At 60.6% G+C, this 23,257-nt stretch carries 22 protein-coding genes and 1 tRNA gene; 8 read left to right on the top strand and 15 right to left on the bottom strand.

The genetic code is table 11. The features are described 5' to 3' along the window. The first annotated feature begins 178 nt into the window (after window positions 1–178). On the top strand, window positions 179–1,156 hold the full coding sequence (locus RAM60_RS07195) for an SGNH/GDSL hydrolase family protein (RefSeq protein ID WP_510640392.1): 978 nt from the start codon (window positions 179–181) through the stop codon (window positions 1,154–1,156). Between the two features lie 11 nt (window positions 1,157–1,167). Here the strand turns inward: RAM60_RS07195 and RAM60_RS07190 are convergent, their stop codons facing one another. From RAM60_RS07190 to cpdR, 7 genes are all read right to left on the bottom strand, one after another. Continuing rightward, the gene (locus RAM60_RS07190; RefSeq protein WP_369024968.1) at window positions 1,168–2,157 is read right to left on the bottom strand and encodes a glycosyltransferase family 4 protein; all 990 of its coding nucleotides are present in this window, start codon (window positions 2,155–2,157) and stop codon (window positions 1,168–1,170) included. Window positions 2,158–2,300: 143 nt separating this feature from the next. Continuing rightward, window positions 2,301–3,524, bottom strand: coding sequence for a glycosyltransferase family 4 protein (locus RAM60_RS07185; protein ID WP_369024969.1), 1,224 nt, complete (start codon window positions 3,522–3,524; stop codon window positions 2,301–2,303). Further along, window positions 3,521–4,276 (bottom strand): WecB/TagA/CpsF family glycosyltransferase, encoded by a 756-nt coding sequence (locus RAM60_RS07180; RefSeq protein ID WP_369024970.1) that lies wholly within the window; start codon window positions 4,274–4,276, stop codon window positions 3,521–3,523. Before RAM60_RS07180 ends, RAM60_RS07185 begins: the two co-directional genes overlap by 4 nt. Before the next feature lie 31 nt (window positions 4,277–4,307). After that, entirely contained in the window at window positions 4,308–5,273 is a 966-nt protein-coding gene (gene fcl / locus RAM60_RS07175; RefSeq protein ID WP_369024971.1) for a GDP-L-fucose synthase, read from the bottom strand. Beyond that, window positions 5,270–6,331, bottom strand: coding sequence for a GDP-mannose 4,6-dehydratase (gmd, locus tag RAM60_RS07170; RefSeq protein ID WP_369024972.1), 1,062 nt, complete (start codon window positions 6,329–6,331; stop codon window positions 5,270–5,272). Before gmd ends, fcl begins: the two co-directional genes overlap by 4 nt. Window positions 6,332–6,597: 266 nt before the next feature. Continuing rightward, a tRNA-Val gene (locus RAM60_RS07165) sits at window positions 6,598–6,672 on the bottom strand. A gap of 77 nt (window positions 6,673–6,749) precedes the next feature. Beyond that, window positions 6,750–7,139: a cell cycle two-component system response regulator CpdR gene (cpdR, locus tag RAM60_RS07160; RefSeq protein WP_200984093.1), complete on the bottom strand. Its 390-nt coding sequence runs from the start codon at window positions 7,137–7,139 to the stop codon at window positions 6,750–6,752. A gap of 124 nt (window positions 7,140–7,263) precedes the next feature. Here cpdR and RAM60_RS07155 point away from each other — a divergent pair, with 124 nt between their 5' ends. Continuing rightward, window positions 7,264–8,586, top strand: coding sequence for a lipopolysaccharide biosynthesis protein (locus tag RAM60_RS07155; RefSeq protein ID WP_510640391.1), 1,323 nt, complete (start codon window positions 7,264–7,266; stop codon window positions 8,584–8,586). Between the two features lie 31 nt (window positions 8,587–8,617). Next, complete coding sequence (locus tag RAM60_RS07150) at window positions 8,618–9,559, top strand: N-formylglutamate amidohydrolase (protein ID WP_369024974.1); 942 nt, start codon at window positions 8,618–8,620, stop codon at window positions 9,557–9,559. A gap of 201 nt (window positions 9,560–9,760) precedes the next feature. Here the strand turns inward: RAM60_RS07150 and RAM60_RS07145 are convergent, their stop codons facing one another. From RAM60_RS07145 to RAM60_RS07125, 5 genes are all read right to left on the bottom strand, one after another. Further along, window positions 9,761–10,558: a class I mannose-6-phosphate isomerase gene (locus tag RAM60_RS07145; RefSeq protein ID WP_369024975.1), complete on the bottom strand. Its 798-nt coding sequence runs from the start codon at window positions 10,556–10,558 to the stop codon at window positions 9,761–9,763. Then, the gene (locus tag RAM60_RS07140) at window positions 10,558–11,595 is read right to left on the bottom strand and encodes a mannose-1-phosphate guanylyltransferase (protein WP_369024976.1); all 1,038 of its coding nucleotides are present in this window, start codon (window positions 11,593–11,595) and stop codon (window positions 10,558–10,560) included. Before RAM60_RS07140 ends, RAM60_RS07145 begins: the two co-directional genes overlap by 1 nt. A 90-nt stretch (window positions 11,596–11,685) precedes the next feature. Further along, complete coding sequence (locus tag RAM60_RS07135; protein ID WP_369024977.1) at window positions 11,686–12,696, bottom strand: hypothetical protein; 1,011 nt, start codon at window positions 12,694–12,696, stop codon at window positions 11,686–11,688. A 4-nt stretch (window positions 12,697–12,700) separates the two neighbouring features. Next, a complete protein-coding gene (locus RAM60_RS07130) occupies window positions 12,701–13,489 on the bottom strand; it encodes a SapC family protein (RefSeq protein WP_200984087.1) in 789 nt (262 codons plus the stop codon). A gap of 66 nt (window positions 13,490–13,555) precedes the next feature. After that, window positions 13,556–15,004, bottom strand: coding sequence for an FAD-binding oxidoreductase (locus tag RAM60_RS07125; RefSeq protein WP_369024978.1), 1,449 nt, complete (start codon window positions 15,002–15,004; stop codon window positions 13,556–13,558). Window positions 15,005–15,147: 143 nt separating this feature from the next. On the opposite strand from RAM60_RS07125, the gene RAM60_RS07120 reads away from it, so the two are divergent. The 4 genes from RAM60_RS07120 to RAM60_RS07105 all read left to right on the top strand — a co-directional run bounded on the left by RAM60_RS07120 (window position 15,148) and on the right by RAM60_RS07105 (window position 18,834). Beyond that, a complete protein-coding gene (locus RAM60_RS07120) occupies window positions 15,148–15,723 on the top strand; it encodes a hypothetical protein (protein WP_510640390.1) in 576 nt (191 codons plus the stop codon). A gap of 128 nt (window positions 15,724–15,851) precedes the next feature. Continuing rightward, a complete protein-coding gene (locus RAM60_RS07115; RefSeq protein WP_369024980.1) occupies window positions 15,852–17,234 on the top strand; it encodes a DEAD/DEAH box helicase in 1,383 nt (460 codons plus the stop codon). Window positions 17,235–17,303: 69 nt separating this feature from the next. Continuing rightward, window positions 17,304–18,125 carry a sterol desaturase family protein gene (locus RAM60_RS07110; protein ID WP_369024981.1) on the top strand — a complete coding sequence of 274 codons (822 nt, stop codon included), beginning with the start codon at window positions 17,304–17,306 and terminating at the stop codon, window positions 18,123–18,125. Window positions 18,126–18,162: 37 nt separating this feature from the next. Continuing rightward, on the top strand, window positions 18,163–18,834 hold the full coding sequence (locus tag RAM60_RS07105; RefSeq protein WP_369024982.1) for an O-methyltransferase: 672 nt from the start codon (window positions 18,163–18,165) through the stop codon (window positions 18,832–18,834). Here RAM60_RS07105 and RAM60_RS07100 read toward each other — a convergent pair. Continuing rightward, complete coding sequence (locus tag RAM60_RS07100; protein ID WP_369024983.1) at window positions 18,818–21,127, bottom strand: ATP-dependent helicase; 2,310 nt, start codon at window positions 21,125–21,127, stop codon at window positions 18,818–18,820. The two genes, RAM60_RS07105 and RAM60_RS07100, sit on opposite strands and share 17 nt — an antisense overlap. Window positions 21,128–21,246: 119 nt before the next feature. Between RAM60_RS07100 and RAM60_RS07095 the strand changes: the two genes are divergently transcribed. After that, a complete protein-coding gene (locus RAM60_RS07095) occupies window positions 21,247–21,849 on the top strand; it encodes a hypothetical protein (RefSeq protein WP_369024984.1) in 603 nt (200 codons plus the stop codon). A gap of 95 nt (window positions 21,850–21,944) precedes the next feature. Here RAM60_RS07095 and rsmD read toward each other — a convergent pair whose 3' ends face one another. Then, entirely contained in the window at window positions 21,945–22,490 is a 546-nt protein-coding gene (rsmD, locus tag RAM60_RS07090; RefSeq protein ID WP_369024985.1) for a 16S rRNA (guanine(966)-N(2))-methyltransferase RsmD, read from the bottom strand. Continuing rightward, entirely contained in the window at window positions 22,487–23,254 is a 768-nt protein-coding gene (locus RAM60_RS07085) for a pseudouridine synthase (protein WP_369024986.1), read from the bottom strand. The genes rsmD and RAM60_RS07085 overlap by 4 nt, the downstream gene beginning before the upstream one ends. Between the last annotated feature and the right edge of the window lie 3 nt (window positions 23,255–23,257).

Raw genomic sequence — 23,257 nt, 5'->3', positions numbered from 1 at the left:
GAGGCTTGGAACAAAGAGGAAACAGACCATGCCAAGTCAGCAATCCATAGTCGCTCCTGCAGGTTATGTGCCGCAGTTCGCCATCTCATTCGGCGAGGGTGAAGCAATCGGCGTTTCACGCGATCGTCCCTTGCCAATACAATCGCGGACGAGAGCGGCAGAGAGCGTGGTCGAGCGCGTGGCCCGCGAGGGTTCGCAGGCGACAAACACCTACTTCAAAGGCGATAACTCAGGGACTTCGTACGCCGTCGGTCAGGCGCTGGGTGTCTACACGCCTCCGCCCGGTCGCTCCACCTGGATTGAAGCGATCACCATCTGCTCGACCCGCGATGTTACCATCTGGATCCAACGTCTCGATGCACAATTGAATGCAAATGCCGCAGGTCCCGCTCTGCAGGCTGTGATGGTGGGGCCAACTTTTGGAGCGACGGCCGTCGTCCCGGTCAATGGGTTCCTTCGCGAGGGCGAGTCGCTGTCATACGTCTTGCGGACGGCAGTGCCGCAGAATGCCGGAGCTGACTTTTCGTTCTTCTGCGGAATGCAGGGTCGCCTCGTTTCGAACGACTTCTTCCATGAAGCCCCAAGAACGATGCTAGTGCTGGGTGACAGCATCAGCACGACGACAATAGGCGGCGGCAATGCCTATGGCGGCGACTTCTTCCATGCGCACCTCGCCACATCATTGCGCAGCGAGGGCAAGGACATCCGGCGGATAGTCAAGGGTGACGGCGGTTGGCGCGCCAAGCATGGAGCAACGGCGATGCGCCGTGGCAGCCTGAACGTCGGAGAACTCGATCTCCTTTTGGTCATGCTGGGCACCAACGATACGTCAATCAGCGAATTCACGGACAATCTAGCCGCGCTCGTGCAATGGAAGAAGAACCAGTATCCGGCCACGCCAATGGTTCTGCTCGCCCCGGCTCCGAGACTGGATGCGGCGGAAGCCACCTACCTTGTCCCCCTGCGTGCTGCTGCAGCTGGGCTGGTTACCCAGCTTGCCGACCCGTTGGTTCATCTTGTCGATTGCGGGAATGCCTTCACTGCAAACTCGGCAAATTTGCCGGACAACGTGCATCCATCAGCCGCAGCGCATGTCGCGATCGCAAACCACGTCCGCAGTGCGCTATTGGCCAACGGAGTATGGCAAGCTCTTTGAGTGTACTTAGATCAGGGCCTGGCGAGCGCTTCGAGGACTCCGTTCGCAAAGCGTTCCGCCATGGCCTCGATCGAGTAGCGATCAGCCAATTTACGCGCCTCGTCCTGCATTGATGCCAAACCGGCCTGATCGCGCAGCAGATCGATGACTGCAGCGGCATAGGCGGCGGGATCCTGCCAATCTGCAACGATCATCCCGTTAACACCGTCTTCGAGATAAGCGATTTCCGGACTGTGGTAGGGGAAGTCGGTCGTTATCGTGGGCAGACCCATCGTCGCCGCATCGAGGATCGCCAGTCCTACGAGACCAGGCATCAGGAAGATCTGGCCAAGGCTCATGAGGCCTACTTTTTCGGCTCCGAAACGAGGCCCGACGATTTTTATCCAGTCATTCCCTTCTGCGAGCCTTCTCAGCCTCGACAACTCCGGTCCGCCTCCGACGATTACCAATTCGAAGTCGTGGACACCGGCCCTGATACGCTTGGCCGCATCGATCAGGAAATCGAGCCTCTTATCCTCGTAGAGGCCTCCCACGAAGATACCGATATTTCGGCCATTGAGATCAAATTCGGATCGGATGCGATCGACATCGGATGCTGAAAGTCCGGCGGACAAGGTCTGCACTTCGGCTGTATCGACCGAGTTTTCGAATACCGTGATCTGGTCCGGCGGATAGCCGAGATCAATCAGGTGGCTCTTGGTCTGATGAGTGTAGGCAAACCACCAGTCCACCTTGTTTGCCCAAAAGCGTTTCCAGCGTTCGGCCCGGCTATTCGGATTGCGCGACTGGAAATTCCTGCCGTGACCGAAATACGCCACCTTTGCGGTTAGCAACCGACGCAAAGCTTGAAGCGGGTAATTGCTGAGAATGCGGTTTTCCTGCCCCACTATGAGCAGGTCAGCTGTGAGATCGGAAAACCCGGATTGCCACAGGAGCTTGCCTCTCGAACCGATGGCGTATGAGCGCATTCGCTGGGTCCAGGGCAGTTCGACGGTGTCCATCTTGGCAATTTCGTCACCGCGAGGCGTGCCTACTCGCAAGACATAGTCAACTTCGTGATGATGTAGGAGGTCCCGAACGCGTTCGTGGAACGCCACTCTGTAGTGTGTGAGGATCTCTGCCCGGAAGACGACACGTTTTCGTTTCAAGAGCCGGTCCTTCCCGGATCGAGTTTTCCCGCACGCTGGCGCGCATCGGAAATCGCTCCTCGATAGACTTGTTCGAGGACCTCCATAGTGTGCTCAGGAGCGAATTCTTCTTGGTAACGCAACACGGACTGGCCGATCATGCGGGAGAGCAGATCGTCATCGCTCAAAGAGTCGATCGCCGAGCACAGTTCGCGGCCATTACCCGGGTCGAACAGAAAGCCAGTTTGGGAATCCGTCACGATCTTGGTCAGTCCCCCGATCCGCGCGGCGATCACCGGGGTACCTGTTGCCATCGCTTCGACCGCAACTAGGCCGAACATCTCCGGACACAAGGAGGGAACGATAAGGGCTCTTGCCCGGCCGATGTTCGATAGCATCGCCTGATGGTCGAGATGTCCGAGAAAGGTCACGTTAGGAGGAGCAATACTCTCGAGCATTTGCCGGTCAGGTCCGTCACCAATGATCAGCAGCGGTTCCTGTCGGTCACGCCACGTCTGTACGAGGAAACCGGCACCCTTTTCGGGGGACAGGCGCCCGGCATAGACGAAATGGCTTCGCTCGGCGGGCGATGCTGGCGTCGTGGCGTGGATTGAGACGGGGTTCGCCTTGGCTACCATCCGTTTCGACGGAACGCCTGCCTTTTCGAAGATTGTTCGGGCTGCTTCGGTGAGGATGATGAAGCGATCGACCTTATTCTGCCAAGTGCCCAACGCCTTGTGAGTCTGGATCATTGCGGCAATTGCGGCCGAACCCATCCGAGAACCGCGATAGCAGCGATGAACGATGGCGGGCAGGGGAGACTGGCCGACGCACTGATCGCAATAGGTGCCATCCCTGAAGAGGGTGCCGTTCGCGCAGGCTATGCGGAAGTTGTGCAGGGTCAGCACGCTGGCGACACCATGTTCGAGTGTCGCGTCGAAAATCGCAGGGCTGAACTTCGGGAAAAAATTATGGACGTGAACTACGTCCGGGCGACAGGAGAGAATAGCGTCTGAGACCAGCTTCCTGCCCCGAAAACTGTAAGTGGCACCAAGACCATTGGCCAGCTTGCCGCCGAGACCGACGATGTCGTCATTCGAGAGTTGCAGGCGATGAACTTGATGACCTGCCTTCTCGAGTAAGGTCGTTTCGTCTTCGAAAACACGGTCCTCTCCGCCAGCAAGCTGGTAGCGATTGTGGACCGTAAGGACGGTCAGTTTGTCTTTCGATGCCGCGCTCAAGATTTCTTCGCCAGGCGTCGTAGGGCGAGGGACCAAAGAAACTTCGACCCGAACTTCAAATAGCGACGCGACAGGCGTTTCGGCTCCTGGGAGATGCGGTAAGCCCATTCGAGGCCGGTTTTCTGCATCCAAGGCGGCGCACGCCGTACTTCGCCGGAGTGGAAATCGAACGCTGCGCCCACCCCGATAAGGGTCTGTGGCAAGTGGCTGTAATTGCGCCACATCCAGACGTCCTGTTTGGGCGAAGAAAGTCCGACCCACACGATATCGGCTCCGCTATCACGAATGTGCCTTTGGATATCTTCTTGCTCGGCGGGTGTCATCGCTCGGAAGGGCGGCGTCGCGCAGCCGACAATGCGGACTCCGGGGAAGCGAGCGCGCATCCTGTCGGCAAGCTTTTCAGCCACGCCGTCCTTGCCGCCGAAGAAGAAGTGCCCCAGACTGTTTTCAGGTGACCGGCGCATCATCTCCTCGAAGAGATCAGGTCCGCAGACGCGTTCAACCTCAAGTCCTTGGCGGCGGCCGAGATAAACCAGGGGCATGCCGTCGGGCACGATCATCGATGCTTCGCGATGAAGTGGGCTGATCTCCTCGTCTTCCGATATCGCGACCAGGCTCGCCACATCCCTGACGCAGACGAAGCGCCCGATGGCGTCGGTCGACCATTGCTCGAGCAAGGTCGCGGCGCTGTCCATTGTAACGACCGAAACCGGTACGCCCAGGACATCGTAGCTCTCGGGTACTGACTTCATCGTGTCATGAACCTGGCCATTGAGCCCTGGATCAGACAACCTCGCGGACTTGCGATGTGTCAAGCAAGTCGCGAACGCCTTCATAGGTGGATGCGATTCCTTCGCTGAGGCTGATTTTGGGCGCCCACCCCAAATTGCGAAGACGAGTCGAATCCATAAGTTTTCGCGGCGTGCCGTCGGGCTTTGTCGCATCCCGTTCCACGCGCCCACTGAAGCCGACAATTTCGGCGACAAGTTCGGCAAGGCTGCCGATCGAGATTTCCTCTCCCGAACCGACGTTTACGTGTTCCTCGCCGGAGTAGTTCTGCAACAGGAAGACGCAGGCGTCGGCGAGATCGTCGACGTGGAGAAATTCGCGCAAAGGCGTACCGCTTCCCCAGATCATCATGCTCTCAGCGTCGTTCTGCTTTGCAGTGTGGGCCTTGCGGATCAGGGCAGGGAGTACATGACTGCTGTTGAGGTCGTAGTTGTCGCCCGGACCATAGAGATTTGTTGGCATCGCACTGATGAAGTCGCAGCCATGCTCGCGGCGATAAGCCTGGCACAGCTTGATCCCTGCAATCTTGGCGATCGCATACCATTCGTTGGTCGGTTCGAGCGGACCTGACAGCAGACTGTCTTCGGGAATCGGCTGGGGAGCCAGCTTGGGATAAATGCAGGACGAGCCGAGGAACAGGAGTTTGCCGACATCGGTCTTGCGCGCCGCCTCGATCGAATTGGCTGCGATCATAAGGTTGTCGTAGAGGAATTGCGCCGGATAGCTGTCGTTGGCGAGGATGCCGCCAACTTTTGCGGCTGCCACGATGACGGTATCGGGGCGATTTTCCGCGAACCACGCATCGACTGCTGCCTGGTTGCGGAGGTCAACCGAGCGGTCGGCAGTAAGGACTTCACACCCCTCGCTGGAGAGGCGACGCACCAGAGCCGAACCTACCATGCCTCCATGACCGGAAACATAGACCCGCTTGCCAGAGAGGTTGTAGGGTTGGCCCATCATGCGTCCTTGGCGATAGGGGCCGAACGCATGATTTCCAGGTCGGCGAGCACCATTTCGCGTGCCAATTCGCGGGGGCCGGTGTCGTGGGTCCAGCCCAGCTTCTCGCGCGCCTTGGTCGGGTCGCCGATGAGCAGGTCGACCTCGGTCGGGCGGAAATAGCGCGGATCGACTTCAACGAGCAGACGGCCATCGTCCTTGGCATAGCCCTTCTCGTCGATGCCTTCCCCGCGAAACTCGATGGGAATACCGGCATCTTCGAAAGCCCATCGTACGAATTCGCGCACTTCGGTGGTCACGCCTGTGGCGAGGACATAGTCGTCCGGCTCGTCCTGCTGGGCGATCAGCCACATGCCGCGGACATATTCCCGCGCATGGCCCCAGTCGCGCTTGGCGTCGAGATTGCCGAGATACAGGCGATCCTGACGGCCGAGGGCGATTGCTGCCGCGGCGCGGGTGATTTTGCGGGTGACGAAGGTCTCGCCGCGCAGCGGGCTTTCGTGGTTGAAAAGGATGCCGTTCGACGCGTGAATGCCGTAGGCCTCGCGGTAATTGACCGTGATCCAGTAGCCGTAGAGCTTTGCCGCGGCATAGGGACTGCGCGGATAAAAGGGCGTGGTTTCGCGTTGCGGGACTTCCTGCACGAGGCCGTAAAGCTCGCTCGTGGAGGCCTGATAGAAGCGGGTCTTCTTCTCAAGCTTCAGGATGCGGATGGCCTCGAGCAGGCGAAGAGTGCCGATCGCGTCGGCATTGGCGGTGTACTCGGGGGTTTCGAAACTGACCTGCACGTGACTCTGCGCGGCGAGGTTGTAGATTTCGTCCGGCTGGACCTCCTGCACGATCCGGATGAGGTTCGTCGCATCGGTCATGTCACCATAGTGGAGGATGAGCTGCGGATCGACGACATGGGGGTCTTCGTAAATGTCTTCGATACGACCGGTATTGAATGACGACGAGCGCCGCTTCACGCCGTGGACTTCATAACCCTTTTCAAGCAGCAGGCGCGCAAGATAGGCACCATCCTGGCCGGTAACGCCGGTAATCAAAGCTCTTTTCGTCACTTAAAATCTCATCGTCAGTTGGCTGGTGAGCGCGGGCGTGACGGCTTTCCGGTTGGTGTTTTCTTATCCGTAAACCGAAGATGCAACCCATCTGCTCGTTCAACCGACCCTATGGCTGCTGGTCTTCTCGCTGGCAACCGCAAGAAGAAGGATTTTGGGGGCGAAATTCAGGGTGTTGAGGTCATGAGAGCCATGGCTCTGCAAATCGCAATCTCCGGCTTGCGGAGTGGACCATTCTGTCGTCGATCAGATCGGGAAGTTGCTGATGGTGGGCGTACCAAGGTTCGAACTTGGGACCCCTACGATGTCAACATAGTGCTCTACCACTGAGCTATACGCCCACACCATCATGTGGCCCCGTCTGCGGGGCAGGGCGGCCCAATAGCGGCCACGTATCGGGCACGCAAGGCCTAAAACATCAAAGTCTGGCGGCCGTCCGTTCTTCCAGGACTCTTTCGACCTCTAGCACCAGGTCGCGCAGGTGGAAGGGCTTGGAAAGCACCTTCGCATGCGGTTGTTCGCGGCTGGCTTTCAGTGTCACCGCTGCAAAGCCGGTAATGAACATGACCTTGGTTTCGGGGCTGATCTCGTTGCATCGCTGGGCCAGTTCGATCCCATCCATCTCCGGCATCACGATGTCGGACAGTAGCAGGCTGTAGCTGGTGGATTCGAGCAGGGGCAGGGCAGCGGTACCGCGATCGACCGAATCGACGTCATATCCGGCATTTACGAGCGCACGCTCGAGGTAGACGCGCATGGCGTCATCGTCTTCTGCAAGAAGGATCCTGGGTACAGCGTTTCCGTTCATGCCTCCCCCCTTAACCTGGTTCGTTTAAGAAAACATATACTCGCCACCCGGAGCACATCGCTCAAGGGAAATTCCGAGCATGTCCCTCTTAGGAGCCAAACGGTGCGAAAAGGCGAAGCGGCGATTGACGAGATCGATCATCGCGGTGTCTGACGCGAAGATGGCGCGCGACACCCGCAACCAGCTTTACAGCTTCATCAGGGAAGGCGCCGCCGTCGGTCTCCTGCGCGCGGGGGCAGTTCTGGCGATGCTGGCCTTTGTCGCTTGCACGTCGAACTGGTTGCCGGCAGCTGACTTCGGAGTTCTGGCCCTGCTGGTGTCGTTCACGACATTGGCCGCAGGCTTTGGCGGCTTTGGCCAGGCGGAAATGATTATCCGGAGTGTCGCGCATCGGCGTGTCGATGGTGATGAAGCCCCCGAAATTGCAGTTCCCAACGAAGTTATTGGTCTCGTAACCTGGGTGTCGACAATTTTCGGGCTCGCAATCGCGGTCTACCTGAAATTTGCAGGGTACCCTGGCATTGTCTGTATCGCGGCTTTGCTGATGACGATCGGCCTCAGCGTCATGACCGCCCTGACCGGCGCTGCACGTATTTCCAACCGCTACGCGCTTGCCATGGCTCCCCGAGAAATCGTCTGGCGGGCGGTCGCGATTCTCGCGTTGGGCTCCTTGGCTGCATTGGGTAGGCGACCCGAGATTGGCGCGGCAGCCATTCTCGTCGGTTCGTCGATCATATTGTGCGCTCTCTGGCAGGCAAGGCGCCTGCAGGTGAAATGGAGTTCGCTCCTGAAGCCCTCAACCGATGCCTTGCAGAAGAGTTATCTCGTCTCCAGCGGCACGATTGCGGTTTCGATGCTGGCACTTGTCGCCATGAACACCGTAGACGTGATCGTGGTGGGGGAGCGTATCTCAGCGGATGCCGCAGCGGCCTATTTCCCTGCCAACCGGCTGGCGTTGCTTGCTTCATTCGCTTCCATGCCAATACAGCTGGTGGTCGAACAGCGCTTTGCTGCAGAACTTGCGACCAATGATCGCATGGCGATGCAGCGGACTGCCAATCAAGCGACCATGCTGCATTTCATCCTCTGCCTGTCGCTCGGACTCTGCGTTGTCGGTGGTTTCCCGTTCTACGAGGGTCTGTTTCCCACGGCCGACCTGCTCACTCTAAAATTGCTTGCGATCCTTGTGGCCGGGACAATCCTGAGCAGCCTGCTGGGCATGTCGGGTTCGATCCTGGTGATGGCCGGTCATCAGGTGGTGTTTGCAAAGACCACAATCATTGCAGCCATCTGTGCGACAGCTTTGCTTCTCGTAGCTGCCTCGGCCGGCAATCTCCTGATAATTGCTGCAGTCTTTGCCGGTGTCGAACTGACTCGAAAGGCGGTGCTTGCCGTGCATGCTTACCGTCTTACCGGCATTCTTCCCATTGCTAGACTACGGCTTTGACAGGTCGTCCCAAATCGGCGAACTTTCCTGCATGGACGGCACTGGTGACGAATTCTTCGCAAGCCTAGTTCCCGGGGGCGAAGTTCCCGGGACAGGTTTGCCGGCGTTCAGATCCAGTGACCTGCGGAAATGTGCTCTACCGATCGTCGTCGCAGCACCTCACGGAGGGCGGTCGTACCCGGCAAGTCTCCTCGCTGACATGCGCAACGAGTCCGTAAGGATCCGGCTGGAAGACAGATTTGTCGATCTCCTTGCGCTCGAAATAGCGCGGCAGACCGGAGCCGCGCTGCTCCTGGCAGAAGCCCCGCGGGCAATGATCGACCTCAATCGCGCGCCCGACGATGTCGACTGGGGAATGGTCAGCGGAAAACCGGCAGTGCGGACACGCAACTCTCTCGCCAACCGCCGCGCTCGATCCGGTCTTGGGCTCGTGCCGCGTCGTCTCCCCGCATTCGGGGAGATTTGGCGTTCTCCGATTTCGCACGAGGAGCTCGGACGTCGCATTTCGACGATCCACCAGCCTTATCACCGAGAACTCGGGAAAATGCTGGACCTTGTCCGCGACCAGTGGGGCGCTGCCCTGCTTGTCGACCTGCATTCCATGCCCCCACTGAAACCTCGGTTCAGCGAGGAGCGTGCGGCCGAGTTCGTGGTAGGCGATCGTTTCGGCGCATCGTGCAATGAGCGCCTCACCAGCATTAGCCTGCGTTACCTCGAAGACCAGAACCGCCCCGCAGCCAGGAACCGGCCATATTCCGGCGGTTACGTCCTTGATCGCCATGGCCATCCCCAACGCGGGGTGCATGCGCTCCAGCTCGAGGTGTGCCGATCAAGCTATCTTTGTTCGCGGCTCGATGGTCCCAGCATGCGTCTTCCCGCCCTCGCTAGGATGCTTTCGGGAATGGTACGAGGCCTGGCGCGCGAAGTTGCCGCGATAGGCGGTGCGTCACTCAGCCCGCTTGCAGCGGAATGAAAAAACCACCTCGTGCAGATCGCACGAGGTGGCCAAGGTTCAGGGAGGAAATGCACTTTCGTGCATCATGTCGGACAGGCCATGAGGGAAGCACTGCCGACACCTGAAATGTAAGATTGGTGCAGACCTGTTTCAAGCGGTCGGACGCAACGTCAACCGAGCCACAGGTCGCAGGTGGAACACGGATTATCGCGTGATCTGTCAGCCCTTGGGCTGGGCGACCAGGAGAAGCCCGTCCCCGCCGATTTCGACTGCAGCAATGTCATCGACGAACGAGCATTCTCCGACGCCCAGTTCCACCCCATCGACGCTTGCCCTTCCTTCGAAAGGTATGAGCAGGGCCTTTCCGATCCATTCGGCAATCGCGCCAATTTCGTTCGTGGCGACCGAAACAAGCCGGAAATGTTCGCTGTCGACCAGCTGCTTATCCTCTCCCAGTCGGCTGCGATATCGGGATGGATAGGGCTCTGTGATCGCGACCTGCATCGCAGCGTCGAGGTGAAGCTCGCGAGGCCGGCCATAATCGTAAAGACGGAACGTGATGTCGGTGTTCTGCTGGACCTCGATCAGGCAGACCCCGCCTCCAATGGCATGGACCGTTCCGGCGGGAATATAGAAGGCATCGCCACGTTCCACCGGATGCCACTCGAGCAAATCCACGATCGATCCGTCGAGAGCGGCAGAGCGCATGGCTTCGGGGCTTACCCGCTCGCGGAAACCGACTGCGATCGTTGCCCCATCTTCTGCGGCGGTGATTACCCAGCACTCGCTCTTCCCGGAGCGGCCCAAACCCATGGCCTGGGCCTGATCATCGCTGGGATGGGCCTGCACGGAAAGCCGTTCGGAAGCGAAAAGTGCCTTAACGAGCAGGCTTTGGAGCTCAGCTGGCGGATCGTACCAGACTTCTCCGATGCGCACATCCTGCGGCGCACCGAAGACAGGCGGGAGCCGATCGACGCCCCACACCTTCTCGACGAACTTGCGCTCCAGCTTCTGCATCAGTTGGACTTCTTCTTGCCGATCTCGCCGACCCGCTGGACCTTGCTGCGACTGGTGACGAGGATCGAATCCCTGTCGACCACAACGACCACATCGTCGAGGCCGATGACGGCGACGTAGGGACCATCGGTATCGATCATTGAGCCAGTGCCATCCACGATCTCGCCGTCTCCAACAACGACGTTGCCGGCATCGTCGGCTATGCGGCGGGCTGCAAGAGCATCCCAATTGCCAATGTCGGACCAGCCCATCGAAGCTTCGACCATCGCTGCACGATCAGTATTTTCCATGACCGCGTAGTCGACCGAGTCTCCCTCGATCGAAGCGAAAAGGTCAGGGTCCGGGTAGATGTTCCCGCCCTCGACACGCGCATTTGCAATGGCATCGGCGACTGCAGCGGCAAGGGCAGGGCGGTGCCGTTCAAGTTCGGAGAGGAACTTGCCTGCACGAAAGGCAAATATTCCCCCGTTCCAGGCATAGCCGCCGTCCGAGAGAAAGGCCTTCGCCCGCTCGAGGTCTGGCTTCTCGACAAAGCTATGTACGGCGAAGCCACCGCCAACCTGTTCGCCGCGACGTATATAGCCATAGCCCGTTTCAGGCGCGGACGCTTCGATGCCGAAGGACACCAGCCAGTCATCCGAAGCGAGTTCCGCTGCGGCAATGGCCGAGGCGATGAACGCCTCCGTATCCTCGATGTGGTGGTCACTGGGGCAAACCAGCATGACATCATCCGGTTTGATTGCGTGCGCTGCGAGCGCGATGGCAGGTGCCGTGTTGCGGCCCATCGGCTCGACGATGAAGCGCGTATCTGGTGCAATCTTTGCGGCCTGTTCGGTCGCAAAAGGCATATGGTCGGCGCCGACAACAATCACCGGCGCGGCGAAGACAGTGCGATCCGAGCATCGCGATAGTGCCTGCTCATACAGCGTTTGTTCGCCGAGAAGAGGAATGAAAGGCTTCGGTCGATGAGCGCGGCTACGCGGCCACAAACGTGTCCCACTACCGCCGCACAGGATGACCGGCACGATTTTTGCCATTACTTCCAATTCTCCTTTGACCCGGAACTGGTCTCCTCCCCTAGCGCCGGCAGGCACCAGTTGGAATCCCCAAAGGTCGGGAATTGGGAACTATTGCGAGGACCCGGCTCCCAGCATCGGAGAAAAACCTGTCCGCCAGTCCGCATCACCGTGGTCCCGAATTCGGGCATCGAGAAGGGCGATTTCGGCCTCTATGAACTCAACTCGTTCATCCCATCCGTCATGGGTCCGCTTGCGGAGCAGGCCACCGCCGTACTTGGGGCCCCACCGTCGCATGAAGGAAACCGCCGCTCGGGGATCGTAGCCGGCGTTGTGGAGCAGCCAGGGCATCAACCGGTCCGCGTCGCGTTCCGACAGCCTGATGTTCGACTGAGTCCTGCCGAGGCGATCGAGAGTGGCGACATGTGCCAGAAGGTTATGGGCAAGCTCGTGTGCCACTGCGGCAGCGAACTCGTCCTCCGAATAGCCGAAAGCAGGAAAGTTCTGTCCCAGCATTACGCGTTCGCCGTCGGCCTCTGCGGCTCGCGAATCGTCGAGCAATTCGAAACGCGATGTGCAGGCCGGGACACCGGAAATCGCATCAGTGCGCTCGTTGCCGTCTGTGTCGCGCCAAACAAGGCGAAGCTGGCCTGCGGAGAGCGATTGATCGAACTGTTCGCGTAATTGTGAAAGGCGCTTCCATCCTGGGCGGGAAGGCGGGAAGTTGTCTTCGATGCCAGCGTCGGCAAATGCAACAAGTGTATCGTTCTGCTTCAACCCGACGCGCTCGGCGGGTGAACCGCTTGCCACGGACTGCACGCCAATATCCCCGGAGAGTCCGAACAGGCGACGCACGGCGGCTGGATCGCCATAGCTCTTTGCATCGTGGAGGAGGAGGCCAGTAGAAAGCGACTGGCGTTCGCAATAACGAGCGTTGGCAGTGACCAGGCGATAGCCGGTCTTGAACAGTCTATCTTCGCGCTGCTGGAACAGCTCAAGGCTGCTGGCCTCCTTCGAACCGGGTTCTCCAGGCCTTCCAGCGCTTGTCGCGGGAGCACAGGAGGCAACCGCAAACGCAAAGAGGGCGCCCCGGAAAACCCGGAGCGCCCCCTTCGATTTCATTGCGTCACGCAGTGGGGATCGCATCGGTAGCGGCGTTGGCCTTCGGTGCGGTACCCTGCTGGACCTGGCGCGAGAAGATGATGCGCATCTGTTCGAGCGAGAACAGGTGGGCAAACAGCAGCGGCAGCAGGCCGTTCTCGTTCCACTTGCGCAGCTGGTCACCGCGCATGTTGCGAAGCTTTTCCTGATCGATCATCTGGAAACCACGGTAAACGAACGGCTGGGCATTGTCGCCCTGCTGGATAGCGACTTCGCCGTCCATGAGCAGGTCGTGCTCCTTGATTTCGTTCATGAAGTTCTGGGTCCGCTGGCCCGCCTGCTCGAAATTCTCGCAGAAATCGAGGACCATGCGGGTCGCTTCGGTCGGCTCCTTGCCGTCGAACAGGGCCTGGCCTTCGTCGAATTCGCCAACCGAGTCGGCTGTCGGATCAAAGCACAGCGACAGCTCGTCGGCGTCGGGACGCAGGCGTGCGAGCATGAAGGGATAGCGGCGAACGTAGGCCGGGATGTAGGTCGGCTCGAGGAGCTTTCCAGTCTCATCGACAAAGGTATTCACGCCTTCGTTGAGGCCCATCAGCGCCAGCGGAAGCGGACTGTCACCCGAGGAGAAGACGATCGGGAAGTGGCGCTGGGCCTGGATGAACTCGTCAACTGTCAACGGAATGGCATGCTGCTTTGCAAGCCACGGAGCCAGTTCCATAGCACGCGTGCGGAAATTGCTGTGATCATTGCTGTTGAGCGGCATGAGGTCGTTGTAGAACAAGGGCAGGTTCGGCTGCGGCGCGCTGGCCATGGAATCTCTCCAAAATCTTCGAATTGTACGCCGCGCCAAAGGCACGCGCGCGTGAAGCACGGCGCCTTAAGGTGTTGCGCCCTCTGGCGCAAGCGGCACGAGCTTGCCGGGGTTCAGCAATCCCTGTGGATCGAGCGCGTTCTTGATGGTGCGCATCATTGCCAGTGCGACGGGATTGCCGAGGCGACCAAGTTCGTCGCGCTTCATCTGGCCAATCCCGTGTTCGGCACTGATCGAGCCACCCCATTGGGTAACTCGGTCATGGACGAAAGCACTGATCTGCTTGCCGGTCGATGCCTCCCACTCGCCCCTGATTGCTCCTTTGGGGGCAAGGACATGAAAGTGAATGTTACCGTCGCCAAGATGACCGAACCCTACTGCAGTCGTACCGGGAAAGCGCGCCTCCACTTCGGGCCCGACCTGTTCGACGAACTTGGCCATGGTGGAAACGGGAACGGAGATATCATGCTGCATCGCGGGCCCAATGGCTCGCTCGGCTGGGGCGATCTCGTCGCGCAGCCTCCAGAACGCTTCAGCCTGCGCTTCGTTGGTGGCAATTGTCGCATCTTCGATCAGCCTGCGCTCCATTGCCATGGTGAGCAGGTTTTCCGCTGATTGGCGAAGCGCTTCGCCTTGTCCCGGTGCCGCAACCAGTTCCACGAGCGCAAACCATGAATGAGCACCTGCAAGGGGAGAACGAGCGGTGGGTACATGGGTCAGCACCGATTCAAGGCAATGAGCGGGAAGAACCTCGAAACCCTCAAGGCCTTCTCCGCCAAGCTCCTCTGCTAGAAGCAGAAATTCCCTCGCACCGCCGATGGAATCGAGGCCTGCCCAAAGGACCGTGCGCTCGCCAATTTCGGGCATGAGGCGCAGCGTTGCAGCCGTTACTATTCCGAGAGTTCCTTCCGACCCGATCAGCATTTGCTTGAGGTCGAAGCCGCGATTGTCCTTCTTGAGCGGTACGAGGCTCTCGAACACCGATCCATCTGCAAGGACTGCCTCGAGCCCTAGGACCTGTGCCCGCATCGTGCCGTGGCGAAGTACCTGCGTCCCGCCCGCATTGGTAGAGATCAGTCCACCTATCGTCGCGGATCCCTTTCCGCCGAGGGTTAGCGGGAAGCGGAGCCGGTTCCTCTCTGCGAGATCGTGCAGGTTTTGGAGGATTACACCTGCCTCGCACGTCACCTGCCGACCGGCCACGTCGAGGTCCCGTATCGCGTCCATTTTGCGCAGCGAAAGCAGAACTGCCGAACCTGTGTCATCGGGAGTGGCGCCGCCGGACATCCCACTGTTGCCGCCCTGGGGTACGATCGGCACCCCATGTTCGCCGCAAAGCCTGACAAAGGCCGAGACCTCTGCGGTCGAGGCAGGCGAGGCGAGACCCAGTGCCCTGCCGGAATAGCGGCCGCGCCAATCGGTAAGCCAGGGGCCCACAAGTTCGGGATCGGTGGTAAAGCCGCGCGCGCCGAGCAGTTCGGTGGCGGCTGCGATGAAGGCTTGGGGCTCGGACATTGCGGCCTCCTTGCCACACTTGCCGCACCATCCGCCAGCGTTTGACGAGAAAGCGGTTCCAATTAAGCCGTTATTCAAGCGAAACAGTTAGACAGGCCGCCAACCGCACTATCGACGCGGCCGAGGAGTAGTCCAGACCGCCTATGCCGCTGATGTCCGTCCTTCTTTCCGTGTTGCTGCCGTTCGGCGCTCCGGGATTGGAGCCTGTCGGGCAGGATGTGGTGCATCAGGCCGAAGAACGGGAAGGTGTCGTGCAGACCGGACCTATTTCCCGCCGTGCGCCGAACTGGATGAGCTTTTCGGGTACCTTGCCGGTGCCGGTGGCCAACCAGGTCCGGATCGAGGGGCAGATGATCCTGCGTATCAGTCCGCAACCGGGAACCGTGCGTCCGGACATGCTTACCGAATTCCAGACACGCCAGAAGGCACAACCGCCGCGCCTCGTTGAACGGCCGATGGGCCAGTGCATCGCGACGAACAATATCGTCGGAGTTTCGGACCGCGGAAGCCGGCTGGTCATGTATATGCGCGACCGCAGCATGGTTTCGGCGCGACTGGAGAAATCGTGCAGCCCGCGCGATTTCTATCTCGGCTTTTACATGGAGCGGAACAGTGACGGGCAACTCTGTGTCGATCGTGACAAGCTGATGAGCCGTGCGGGAGCGCAGTGCCAGGTGTCGCAGTTCAATCGATTGGTACTGGTCCAGTCCGACGACTAGGCTGGCTGGCACCCGTCAGGCGCGCATAACTTGACTTCCGGGCCCAAAAGGGCAAAGGGCGCGGCCAGTCGAAACCGCGCGCGCGCGGATCGTCTTCGACCCAAGTTCCAAGGACACATTCGAACCGCATGACCTTCGCCGATCTCGGCCTTTCACCAGACTTGCTCAAAGCGGTCGAAGAAGCCGGCTACACCGAGCCGACCGCCATCCAGCGTGAGGCGATTCCGCCTGTCCTGATGATGAAGGACATCATCGGTATTGCGCAGACGGGGACGGGCAAGACCGCCAGCTTCGTGCTGCCGATGATCGACATCATGGCGCATGGTCGTCGCCGGGCGATGATGCCGCGCTCGCTCATTCTCGAACCCACACGCGAACTGGCCGCGCAGGTGGCCGAGAATTTCGAGAAATACGGCAAGAACCACGATCTCAAGATGGCACTGCTGATCGGCGGCGTGCAGATGGGTGACCAGGTCAAGGCGCTGAACGAGGGCGTCGACGTCCTGATCGCGACCCCCGGCCGCCTAATGGATCTGTTCGAACGCGGCAAGATCCTGCTCAACGGCTGTGAGCTCCTGGTTATCGACGAAGCCGACCGCATGCTCGACATGGGCTTCATCCCGGACATCGAGTTCATTTGCGACAAGCTGCCCGAAACGCGCCAGACCATGCTCTTTTCGGCAACCATGCCGCCGCCGATCGAGAAGCTGGCGAAGAAGTTCCTCAACAATCCCAAGCGGATCGAGGTCAGCCGTGCTGCTTCGACCAACAAGGACATTACCGCGTTCAAGGTGCCGGTGAAGACCCGCCAGAAGCGCGAAACCTTGCGCTGGTTGCTTGACCACGACCATGTCGAGACGGCGATCATTTTCGCCAACCGCAAGACCACCGTGCGCGAACTCAACAAGAGCCTGCAGAGCCACGGTTATGCGAGTGCCGAAATCCATGGTGACATGGATCAGTCGAGCCGCCTCAAGGAACTGGCACGGTTCAAGGCGGGCGAGGTGAACATCCTCGTCGCGTCCGACGTTGCTGCACGCGGTCTCGACATCAAGGGAGTGAGCCACGTGTTCAACTTCGACACGCCGTGGCACCCGGACGATTACGTCCATCGCATCGGTCGCACGGGCCGCGCGGGTGCCAAGGGACGCGCCTTCACCTTCGTTGCGGAGGATGACGCGGAGGCGATCGCCAACGTCGAGAAGCTGACCGGTTCCGAAGTACCGGTATTCGGCAAGAAGGATGTCCGGGTCGAGCTCAAGGAGCCTTCACAGGACAATCGCGACGAAGCTGCCGACCAGGATAAACGCAAGGAAGAGCCGCGCGCCCGTTCGGACAGGGGCGGTCGCAAGTCACGCGATGAGCGCGCGCCGCGGTCGGTAAAGCCCAAGCGGGAAGACAAGCCAGAGCGCCAGCCGCGCCGCGAGCGTCAATTCGACGACGAGCCGACGGCACCGGGTGAATGGAACGGCCCGATGCCCGGATTCCTCGACGTTTCCGCGCTTTCCTGAGCCAGATCGAACGGTTCGCCGGGCCGGGATTGAGCCTTTGTTTACCAAGCTTGGTGCATGGTTGCACCGATGGGGCTTTTTCTCGACCTTTTGCGCAATGTGCTGCTGATCCTTGCCGCTCATGGGGTGGTTTTCGGACTTCTCGCGTTTGCGACCAAGCGGAAGGGCTTCATCAAGGCGGTTGGCGCGACGCGGGAAGAATTCTCGAAGAACCTCGCGCTCGCTATCTTCAATTCTGTCCTGCTGGCTCCGTTTTTCGAGGCACCGAGCGGGGCATTACATGCAACCATCGGGACAAATCCGACGCTCGCCAGCTTTTGGGAGGGGACCAGCGAAGTTCTCGTCCTCGCTGCGGCCGCGATTCTCATCGACTTCGCCGCCTACTGGCGTCACCGGCTCGAGCATGAGCCCGGCCTCTGGCGTTTCCATGCGACCCATCATTCCGACACCGCCATTCATTGGCTGACGGTTCATCGTAAGCACCCGGTCGGAAAGCTCCTGAGCGTACTGATCGATCTTCTGCCCGTGGTGGCACTGGGCTTCCCGCTATGGTCGATCGCTGCCGCACAAATGCTGCGCACCTTCTGGGGGTATCTCGCCCATGCGGATGTGCCGTGGACCTTCGGGCGTTTCGGCAAGATCATGATCTCGCCTGCCGCCCATCGCCTGCATCACATTCGTGACGAGCGACTGATGGGGACCAACTACTCCAACACCTTCGCCTTCCTCGACGTGATGTTCGGCACCTATCTCGACCCGACACCGCACGTGAATTGCGAGACGGGTATCGAAGAGGGGCCGCGCAGTTTCTGGGGTGAACTCGCTCGCCCGTGGGAGGCGCGATATCGCGACACCAAACCCAGCGGGCAGGTGGACGAAGCCGCCGCGTAAGCTGTCGCTGCCGGATTGTCGCTGCTACGACCTGCCCATGGGGCTGTGGGCAAAAATCTGGCGTGGGGGCGGGAGGCGCAATCCGCGCTTTCGCGACGAACTCGGTAACCTCGTCCCGGCTGGCCGCCTGCTGAGGAATGGGCCGCGAGCTATCTCGACCGGCCTCGGACGAAAGCTCTTGGGCAGGCGTCCTCCGCGCCCGTGGATTTCGTACGATGCCGCGAATGCCATAGCGGAGCATCTCGATCCTTCACGTTCGCGCGTCTTCGAGTTCGGATCGGGGATGTCGACCGCGTGGTATGCGGCGCGCGCAGCTTCTGTCGAGAGCGTCGAGAGCGATCCGCAGTGGTATGCGCAAGTCTCACGGCAACTGGCGGATTGCGACCGCGTTTCTCTGCGCCTTGCCAGCGACAAGGCCCAATATGTCACCATGCCGGGAGGTGCGACCTACGACCTCATCATGATCGATGGGTCCTGGCGTTGCGACTGCGCGAGGGAGGCGACCGAACATCTCGCGCCTGGCGGGGTCATCTACCTCGACAATGCCGACAAGCAGGGCGGAACCTCAGGAGATCTCGGAAAAGCGAGACGAATTCTCATCGAGTTCGCGGAAGAACGGGGCTTGTCCTGGACCGAAGTGACTGACTTCGCCCCGACGCAGTTCTTCGTCGAGCGAGGTCTGTGGATCGGGTCTAGTCCGCCGGCTTGACGAAGCTGTCGATCACTCGCTTCTCGCCTGCCTTCTCGAAGTCGATGGTCAGCTTGTTGCCTTCCTGATCCGTGACCGTGCCGTAACCGAACTTGTCGTGGAAGACGCGTGCACCGATGGCGATATCGGTGCGCGGCTTGGCGGCAAAACTCGCGGCGCTCTTGCCCGGTTCGGGAAGGCGTTTGGGAGTGGCATCGTAACCGGTGCTCAGGGCGCGCTGCCAGCCGGGGCCCCGCGCGGTGGAGCGGTCCGGACGGCTGGTGGAAACATGTGCGAAAGGATCTTCGTTCTCGGTCCAGTTCGCCCGCCAAAGGGAAGCGCCGCCAGCCATCGTGGTCTCGCGATTGACCGTGTCCTGCGGAAGCTCCTCGATGAACCGGCTCGGGATGGAGCTGGTCCACTGCCCGTAGATGCGGCGGTTTGCCGCGTGTAGGATGGTGCAGCGGCGTTTCGCGCGGGTTATCGCGACATAAGCGAGCCGCCGTTCTTCCTCGAGGCTGGCGAGCCCGCCTTCGTCGAGCGCGCGCTGGCTCGGGAAGACGCCTTCCTCCCAACCGGGCAAGAAGACATGGTCGAACTCCAGCCCCTTGGCGGCGTGCATGGTCATGATGGTGACCTTTTCGCCATCGTCGCGCGCATCGTTGTCCATCACCAGGCTGACGTGTTCGAGGAAGTCGGTGAGCGTTTCGTAATCTTCCATCGCCCGCGCGAGTTCGGACAGGTTTTCGAGCCGGCCAGCGCTTTCGGTGCTGCGATCCTTCTGCAGCATCTCCTCGTAACCGCTCTCGGTCACGACCATGCGAAGGAGTTCGGATGGGGTGACCTTGGTCGATTGGTCGCGCCAGTGCGCGAATTGTCCGAGCAGTCCGATAAGGGTGTTGCGCGCGCGGGGAGGCAGTTCGTCGCTGTCGGCAAGATCCAGGCTGGCAGCGGCGAGCGGCGCCTGGATCCGGCGCGCATGGCGGCGCATTGTTTCGAGCGCCTTGGCCCCGAGGCCGCGCTTGGGCTGGTTGTGGATGCGCTCGAATGCGAGGTCGTCCGCCGGTTGCTCGATCACGCGCAAATAGGCCAGCGCGTCGCGGATTTCGGCACGCTCGTAGAACCGGAAACCGCCGACGATACGGTAGTTGAGCCCGATCTGGATAAATCGGTCCTCGAACTCGCGGGTCTGGTATTGGGCGCGCACGAGGATCGCGATCTGGTCGAGCGGGGCACCCTCCGCCTCCAGCCGCTCGATTTCCTCTCCCACGCGGCGGGCTTCCTCCGGTCCGTCCCACACGCCGATGACGCGGACCTTCTCGCCTGCCGGCAGTTCGGTCCACAGCGTCTTGCCGAGCCGTTCGCTATTGGCGTTGATGAGACCTGAAGCCGCAGCAAGGATTTGCGGGGTGGAACGGTAATTCTGTTCGAGCTTGATTACCGCGGCTCCGGGAAAATCCTTTTCGAACCGCAGGATGTTGGCGACTTCTGCGCCGCGCCATGAATATATGGACTGGTCGTCGTCACCGACCACGCAGATGTTCTTCCGGCTCTGTGCGAGCAGGCGCAGCCACAAGTACTGGACCTGGTTGGTGTCCTGGTATTCGTCGACGAGGATGTATTTGAAGCGCTGCTGGTACTGCTCGAGCACGTCATGGTGGGTGCGGAAGATATTGAGCATATGGAGCAGGAGGTCGCCGAAATCGCAGGCGTTCAGTTCCTTCAGCCGGTCCTGGTACAGCTTGTAGAATTGTGCGCCGCGACCATTGGCATAGGCCTCGTTCTCGATCGCATCGAGGTCACCGGGGTTGAGACCACGGTTCTTCCACCTGTCGATCAGCCCCGCCAGTTGCTTGGCAGGCCAGCGCTTCTCGTCGAGGTCGTTCTGCTGGATGAGCTGCTTGAGGAGACGCAATTGGTCGTCGGTGTCGATGATCGTGTAATTGCTCTGCAACCCGACCAGTTCGGCGTGGCGGCGAAGCATGCGGGCGCCGATCGAATGGAAAGTGCCGAGCCAGGGCATGCCTTCAACCGCATCGCCGATGTGGCGTGCGACGCGTTCGCGCATCTCGCGTGCCGCCTTGTTGGTGAAGGTGACGCAAAGAATCTCGCTCGGCCACGCCCGTCGCATTGCGATGAGATGTGCAAGCCTTGCGGTAAGGGCAGCGGTCTTGCCCGTGCCCGCACCGGCCAGCATCAGTACCGGCCCCTCGGTAGTAAGAACCGCCTCTCGCTGGGGCTCGTTCAGGACAGCCGCATAGGCGGGAATCCGCTGGTCCTGGCCAGTTTCCGAAGGGGCGGGGAGGTCCGACATGATCACCGGAACAGCTAGTGAACGCGGACCCTGAGCGCAAGGGCGCACCGTGCAGGTCCCCGGAACCCTTGGCCACGCTCCGGCGTAGTGGAGGCAATGACAATTCTGGAGAGCTTACAATGAACAAGCTGTTTTTCGCTGGCGCTGCCGCGCTCGCCTTTACCGCTATCCCTGCCGCAGCGCAGGACGTGGCCGTCGATGCCCAGGGCAATGTCTATGTCCTGACCGAGGTCCAGCAGAGCGATTACGACGGCTGGCCGGTTGAACGCCAGACCGCTTATCTCGGCTGGCCCTATGGCGTGCAGGAATATTACTGGACGCTCACCCCGACCCAGCTCGATGGCTGGTGGGTGCTGACGGATCCGCAGCGCGTCAGCGTCTATGAAATGACGCCCGACCAGCGCGATATCGCCTGGACCCAGATTGCGGCGCAAATGAACAAGAGCACCACTGCCGCGGTCGCCACCACGGCCGCAGCTTCGGCCAGCACGATGCAGCCGCGCTTTGTCAGCAACGCCGTCGTGCAGACAACCCCTGCAGCGGACACTGCTGCAACCGGCGACGACCTGCCGGTCTGCACGCCGCAGCAGCAGGACAACTGCATCAACTCGTGGGAAAAGAACAAGACCGGTAACCGTCCGCTGAACTACTGGCCGGGTCGTCCGGCGAGCGAAATCAGCGCCGATCGCGGTACGCTGCCGGTCGACAAGCCGAACGACTAACCCGGTTACGTCCAGCGCGCGAAATTCCCATGGGGAGTTGTGCGCTGCGCTTGGAGGGGGCGGGGCCGCCGCGGCGGTCTCGCCCTTTTCGATTCTCAGGTGTCGAGGCGAAGAATTGTCAGCTTGGCCTTGCCAACCTTGCGCTCCGCTTCGACGCGCAGCGACTTCAGCGAAACCTCTTCGTTCGACCTTGTCTCGAGCGCGATCCATGTCGAAGCATCGATCCAGCCCAGCCGTAGCATTCGGTCGAGCGCGACAATTCCCGCTCCCGTTTCGTAGGGCGGATCGAGCAAGATTAGCTCGTGGGCCTTCTTGGCCGGGCCGAGCGACAGCACCGAGCCCTGTTGCACGGTCGCCCGCTGGCGCGCGCCGAGTGCGTCGATATTGGCACGTATGGCCCTGATCGCGGAAGCATCCTGCTCGACGAAAAGGCAGGATGCAGCGCCACGCGACAATGCCTCCAGTCCGAGCGCGCCCGAACCTGCAAACAGGTCGAGTACGTGCAGGTCCTCGAAACTTCCGAGCCTGCTCGCCAGTATATTGAAGAGGGTTTCGCGGGTGCGATCCGCCGTAGGACGCGTCAGGTCACCCGGAGGTGCGACGAGCTTTCGTCCTCGCCATTCGCCGGCGATAATCCTCACTTGCGGAAACCGCGCGCCAGTTCGCGCTTGAATGCCTCGACATCGCCACGCTTGATCTCTGTCGCCCGACCACGCGGGAGGTCGCCGATGTGGAACGGGCCATAGCCGATGCGCAGCAGGCGGTTCACCTCAAGCCCGAGGTGTTCGAGCACGCGGCGTACTTCGCGGTTCTTGCCTTCTCGCAGGGTCATTTCGATCCAGCGGTTCCGGCCCGATCCGCGCTCAAGGTTCGCTTCGATCTGCCCGTAACGGATGCCGTCGATTTCTACCCCTTCGATGAGATCGTCGAGCTGCTCCTGGGTCACGTCGCCGAAGGCGCGGGCGCGATAGGTGCGGGGGACGCCTGTGGCGGGCAATTCCATCGCGCGCTTTACCTCGCCGTCATTGGTCAGGAGCAGGAGACCCTCGGTGTTGTAGTCCAGGCGGCCCACCGGCATCACCCGCCCCGCGTCCTTGGGCAAGGCGTTGCGCAGGGCATCGTAGATCGTCGTGCGCCCCTTGGGATCGTATTCCGTGGTCAGCATTCCGGCTGGTTTGTGAAAAGCAAAAAGGCGGGTTTCCTGCGCCTTGCCAACCGGTTTCCCGTCGACAGTAACTCCGTTCAGGTCATTCAGCTTCACGGCAGGTGTGTCGAGCACCTTGCCATTGAGCGCGACACGGCCCTCGGCGATCATGCGCTCGATTTCGCGGCGACTGGCCACGCCCGCACGCGCGAGCAGCTTGGCGATGCGGTCGCCTTCTTCGGGAAGTCGGTTGTCGGACATGGC

Source organism: Qipengyuania sp. RANM35 (assembly GCF_041021145.2).
Classification (GTDB): domain Bacteria; phylum Pseudomonadota; class Alphaproteobacteria; order Sphingomonadales; family Sphingomonadaceae; genus Qipengyuania; species Qipengyuania soli.
The sequence above is the reverse complement of the archived record's forward strand: the minus strand, read 5'-3'. Positions and strand labels throughout refer to the sequence as shown.

What these genes read in the sequence shown, in the direction of transcription:
- RAM60_RS07190 (WP_369024968.1), bottom strand. Translation starts at nt 2,157, where the DNA reads ATGGACACCGTCGAACTGCCCTGGACCCAGCGAATGCGCTCATACGCC.
- RAM60_RS07180 (WP_369024970.1), bottom strand. Translation starts at nt 4,276, where the DNA reads ATGAAGTCAGTACCCGAGAGCTACGATGTCCTGGGCGTACCGGTTTCG.
- fcl (WP_369024971.1), bottom strand. Translation starts at nt 5,273, where the DNA reads ATGATGGGCCAACCCTACAACCTCTCTGGCAAGCGGGTCTATGTTTCC.
- cpdR (WP_200984093.1), bottom strand. Translation starts at nt 7,139, where the DNA reads ATGAACGGAAACGCTGTACCCAGGATCCTTCTTGCAGAAGACGATGAC.
- RAM60_RS07150 (WP_369024974.1), top strand. Translation starts at nt 8,618, where the DNA reads ATGGACGGCACTGGTGACGAATTCTTCGCAAGCCTAGTTCCCGGGGGC.
- RAM60_RS07145 (WP_369024975.1), bottom strand. Translation starts at nt 10,558, where the DNA reads ATGCAGAAGCTGGAGCGCAAGTTCGTCGAGAAGGTGTGGGGCGTCGAT.
- RAM60_RS07140 (WP_369024976.1), bottom strand. Translation starts at nt 11,595, where the DNA reads ATGGCAAAAATCGTGCCGGTCATCCTGTGCGGCGGTAGTGGGACACGT.
- RAM60_RS07135 (WP_369024977.1), bottom strand. Translation starts at nt 12,696, where the DNA reads ATGAAATCGAAGGGGGCGCTCCGGGTTTTCCGGGGCGCCCTCTTTGCG.
- RAM60_RS07130 (WP_200984087.1), bottom strand. Translation starts at nt 13,489, where the DNA reads ATGGCCAGCGCGCCGCAGCCGAACCTGCCCTTGTTCTACAACGACCTC.
- RAM60_RS07125 (WP_369024978.1), bottom strand. Translation starts at nt 15,004, where the DNA reads ATGTCCGAGCCCCAAGCCTTCATCGCAGCCGCCACCGAACTGCTCGGC.
- RAM60_RS07120 (WP_510640390.1), top strand. Translation starts at nt 15,148, where the DNA reads ATGCCGCTGATGTCCGTCCTTCTTTCCGTGTTGCTGCCGTTCGGCGCT.
- RAM60_RS07115 (WP_369024980.1), top strand. Translation starts at nt 15,852, where the DNA reads ATGACCTTCGCCGATCTCGGCCTTTCACCAGACTTGCTCAAAGCGGTC.
- RAM60_RS07110 (WP_369024981.1), top strand. Translation starts at nt 17,304, where the DNA reads ATGGGGCTTTTTCTCGACCTTTTGCGCAATGTGCTGCTGATCCTTGCC.
- RAM60_RS07105 (WP_369024982.1), top strand. Translation starts at nt 18,163, where the DNA reads ATGGGGCTGTGGGCAAAAATCTGGCGTGGGGGCGGGAGGCGCAATCCG.
- RAM60_RS07100 (WP_369024983.1), bottom strand. Translation starts at nt 21,127, where the DNA reads ATGTCGGACCTCCCCGCCCCTTCGGAAACTGGCCAGGACCAGCGGATT.
- RAM60_RS07095 (WP_369024984.1), top strand. Translation starts at nt 21,247, where the DNA reads ATGAACAAGCTGTTTTTCGCTGGCGCTGCCGCGCTCGCCTTTACCGCT.
- RAM60_RS07085 (WP_369024986.1), bottom strand. Translation starts at nt 23,254, where the DNA reads ATGTCCGACAACCGACTTCCCGAAGAAGGCGACCGCATCGCCAAGCTG.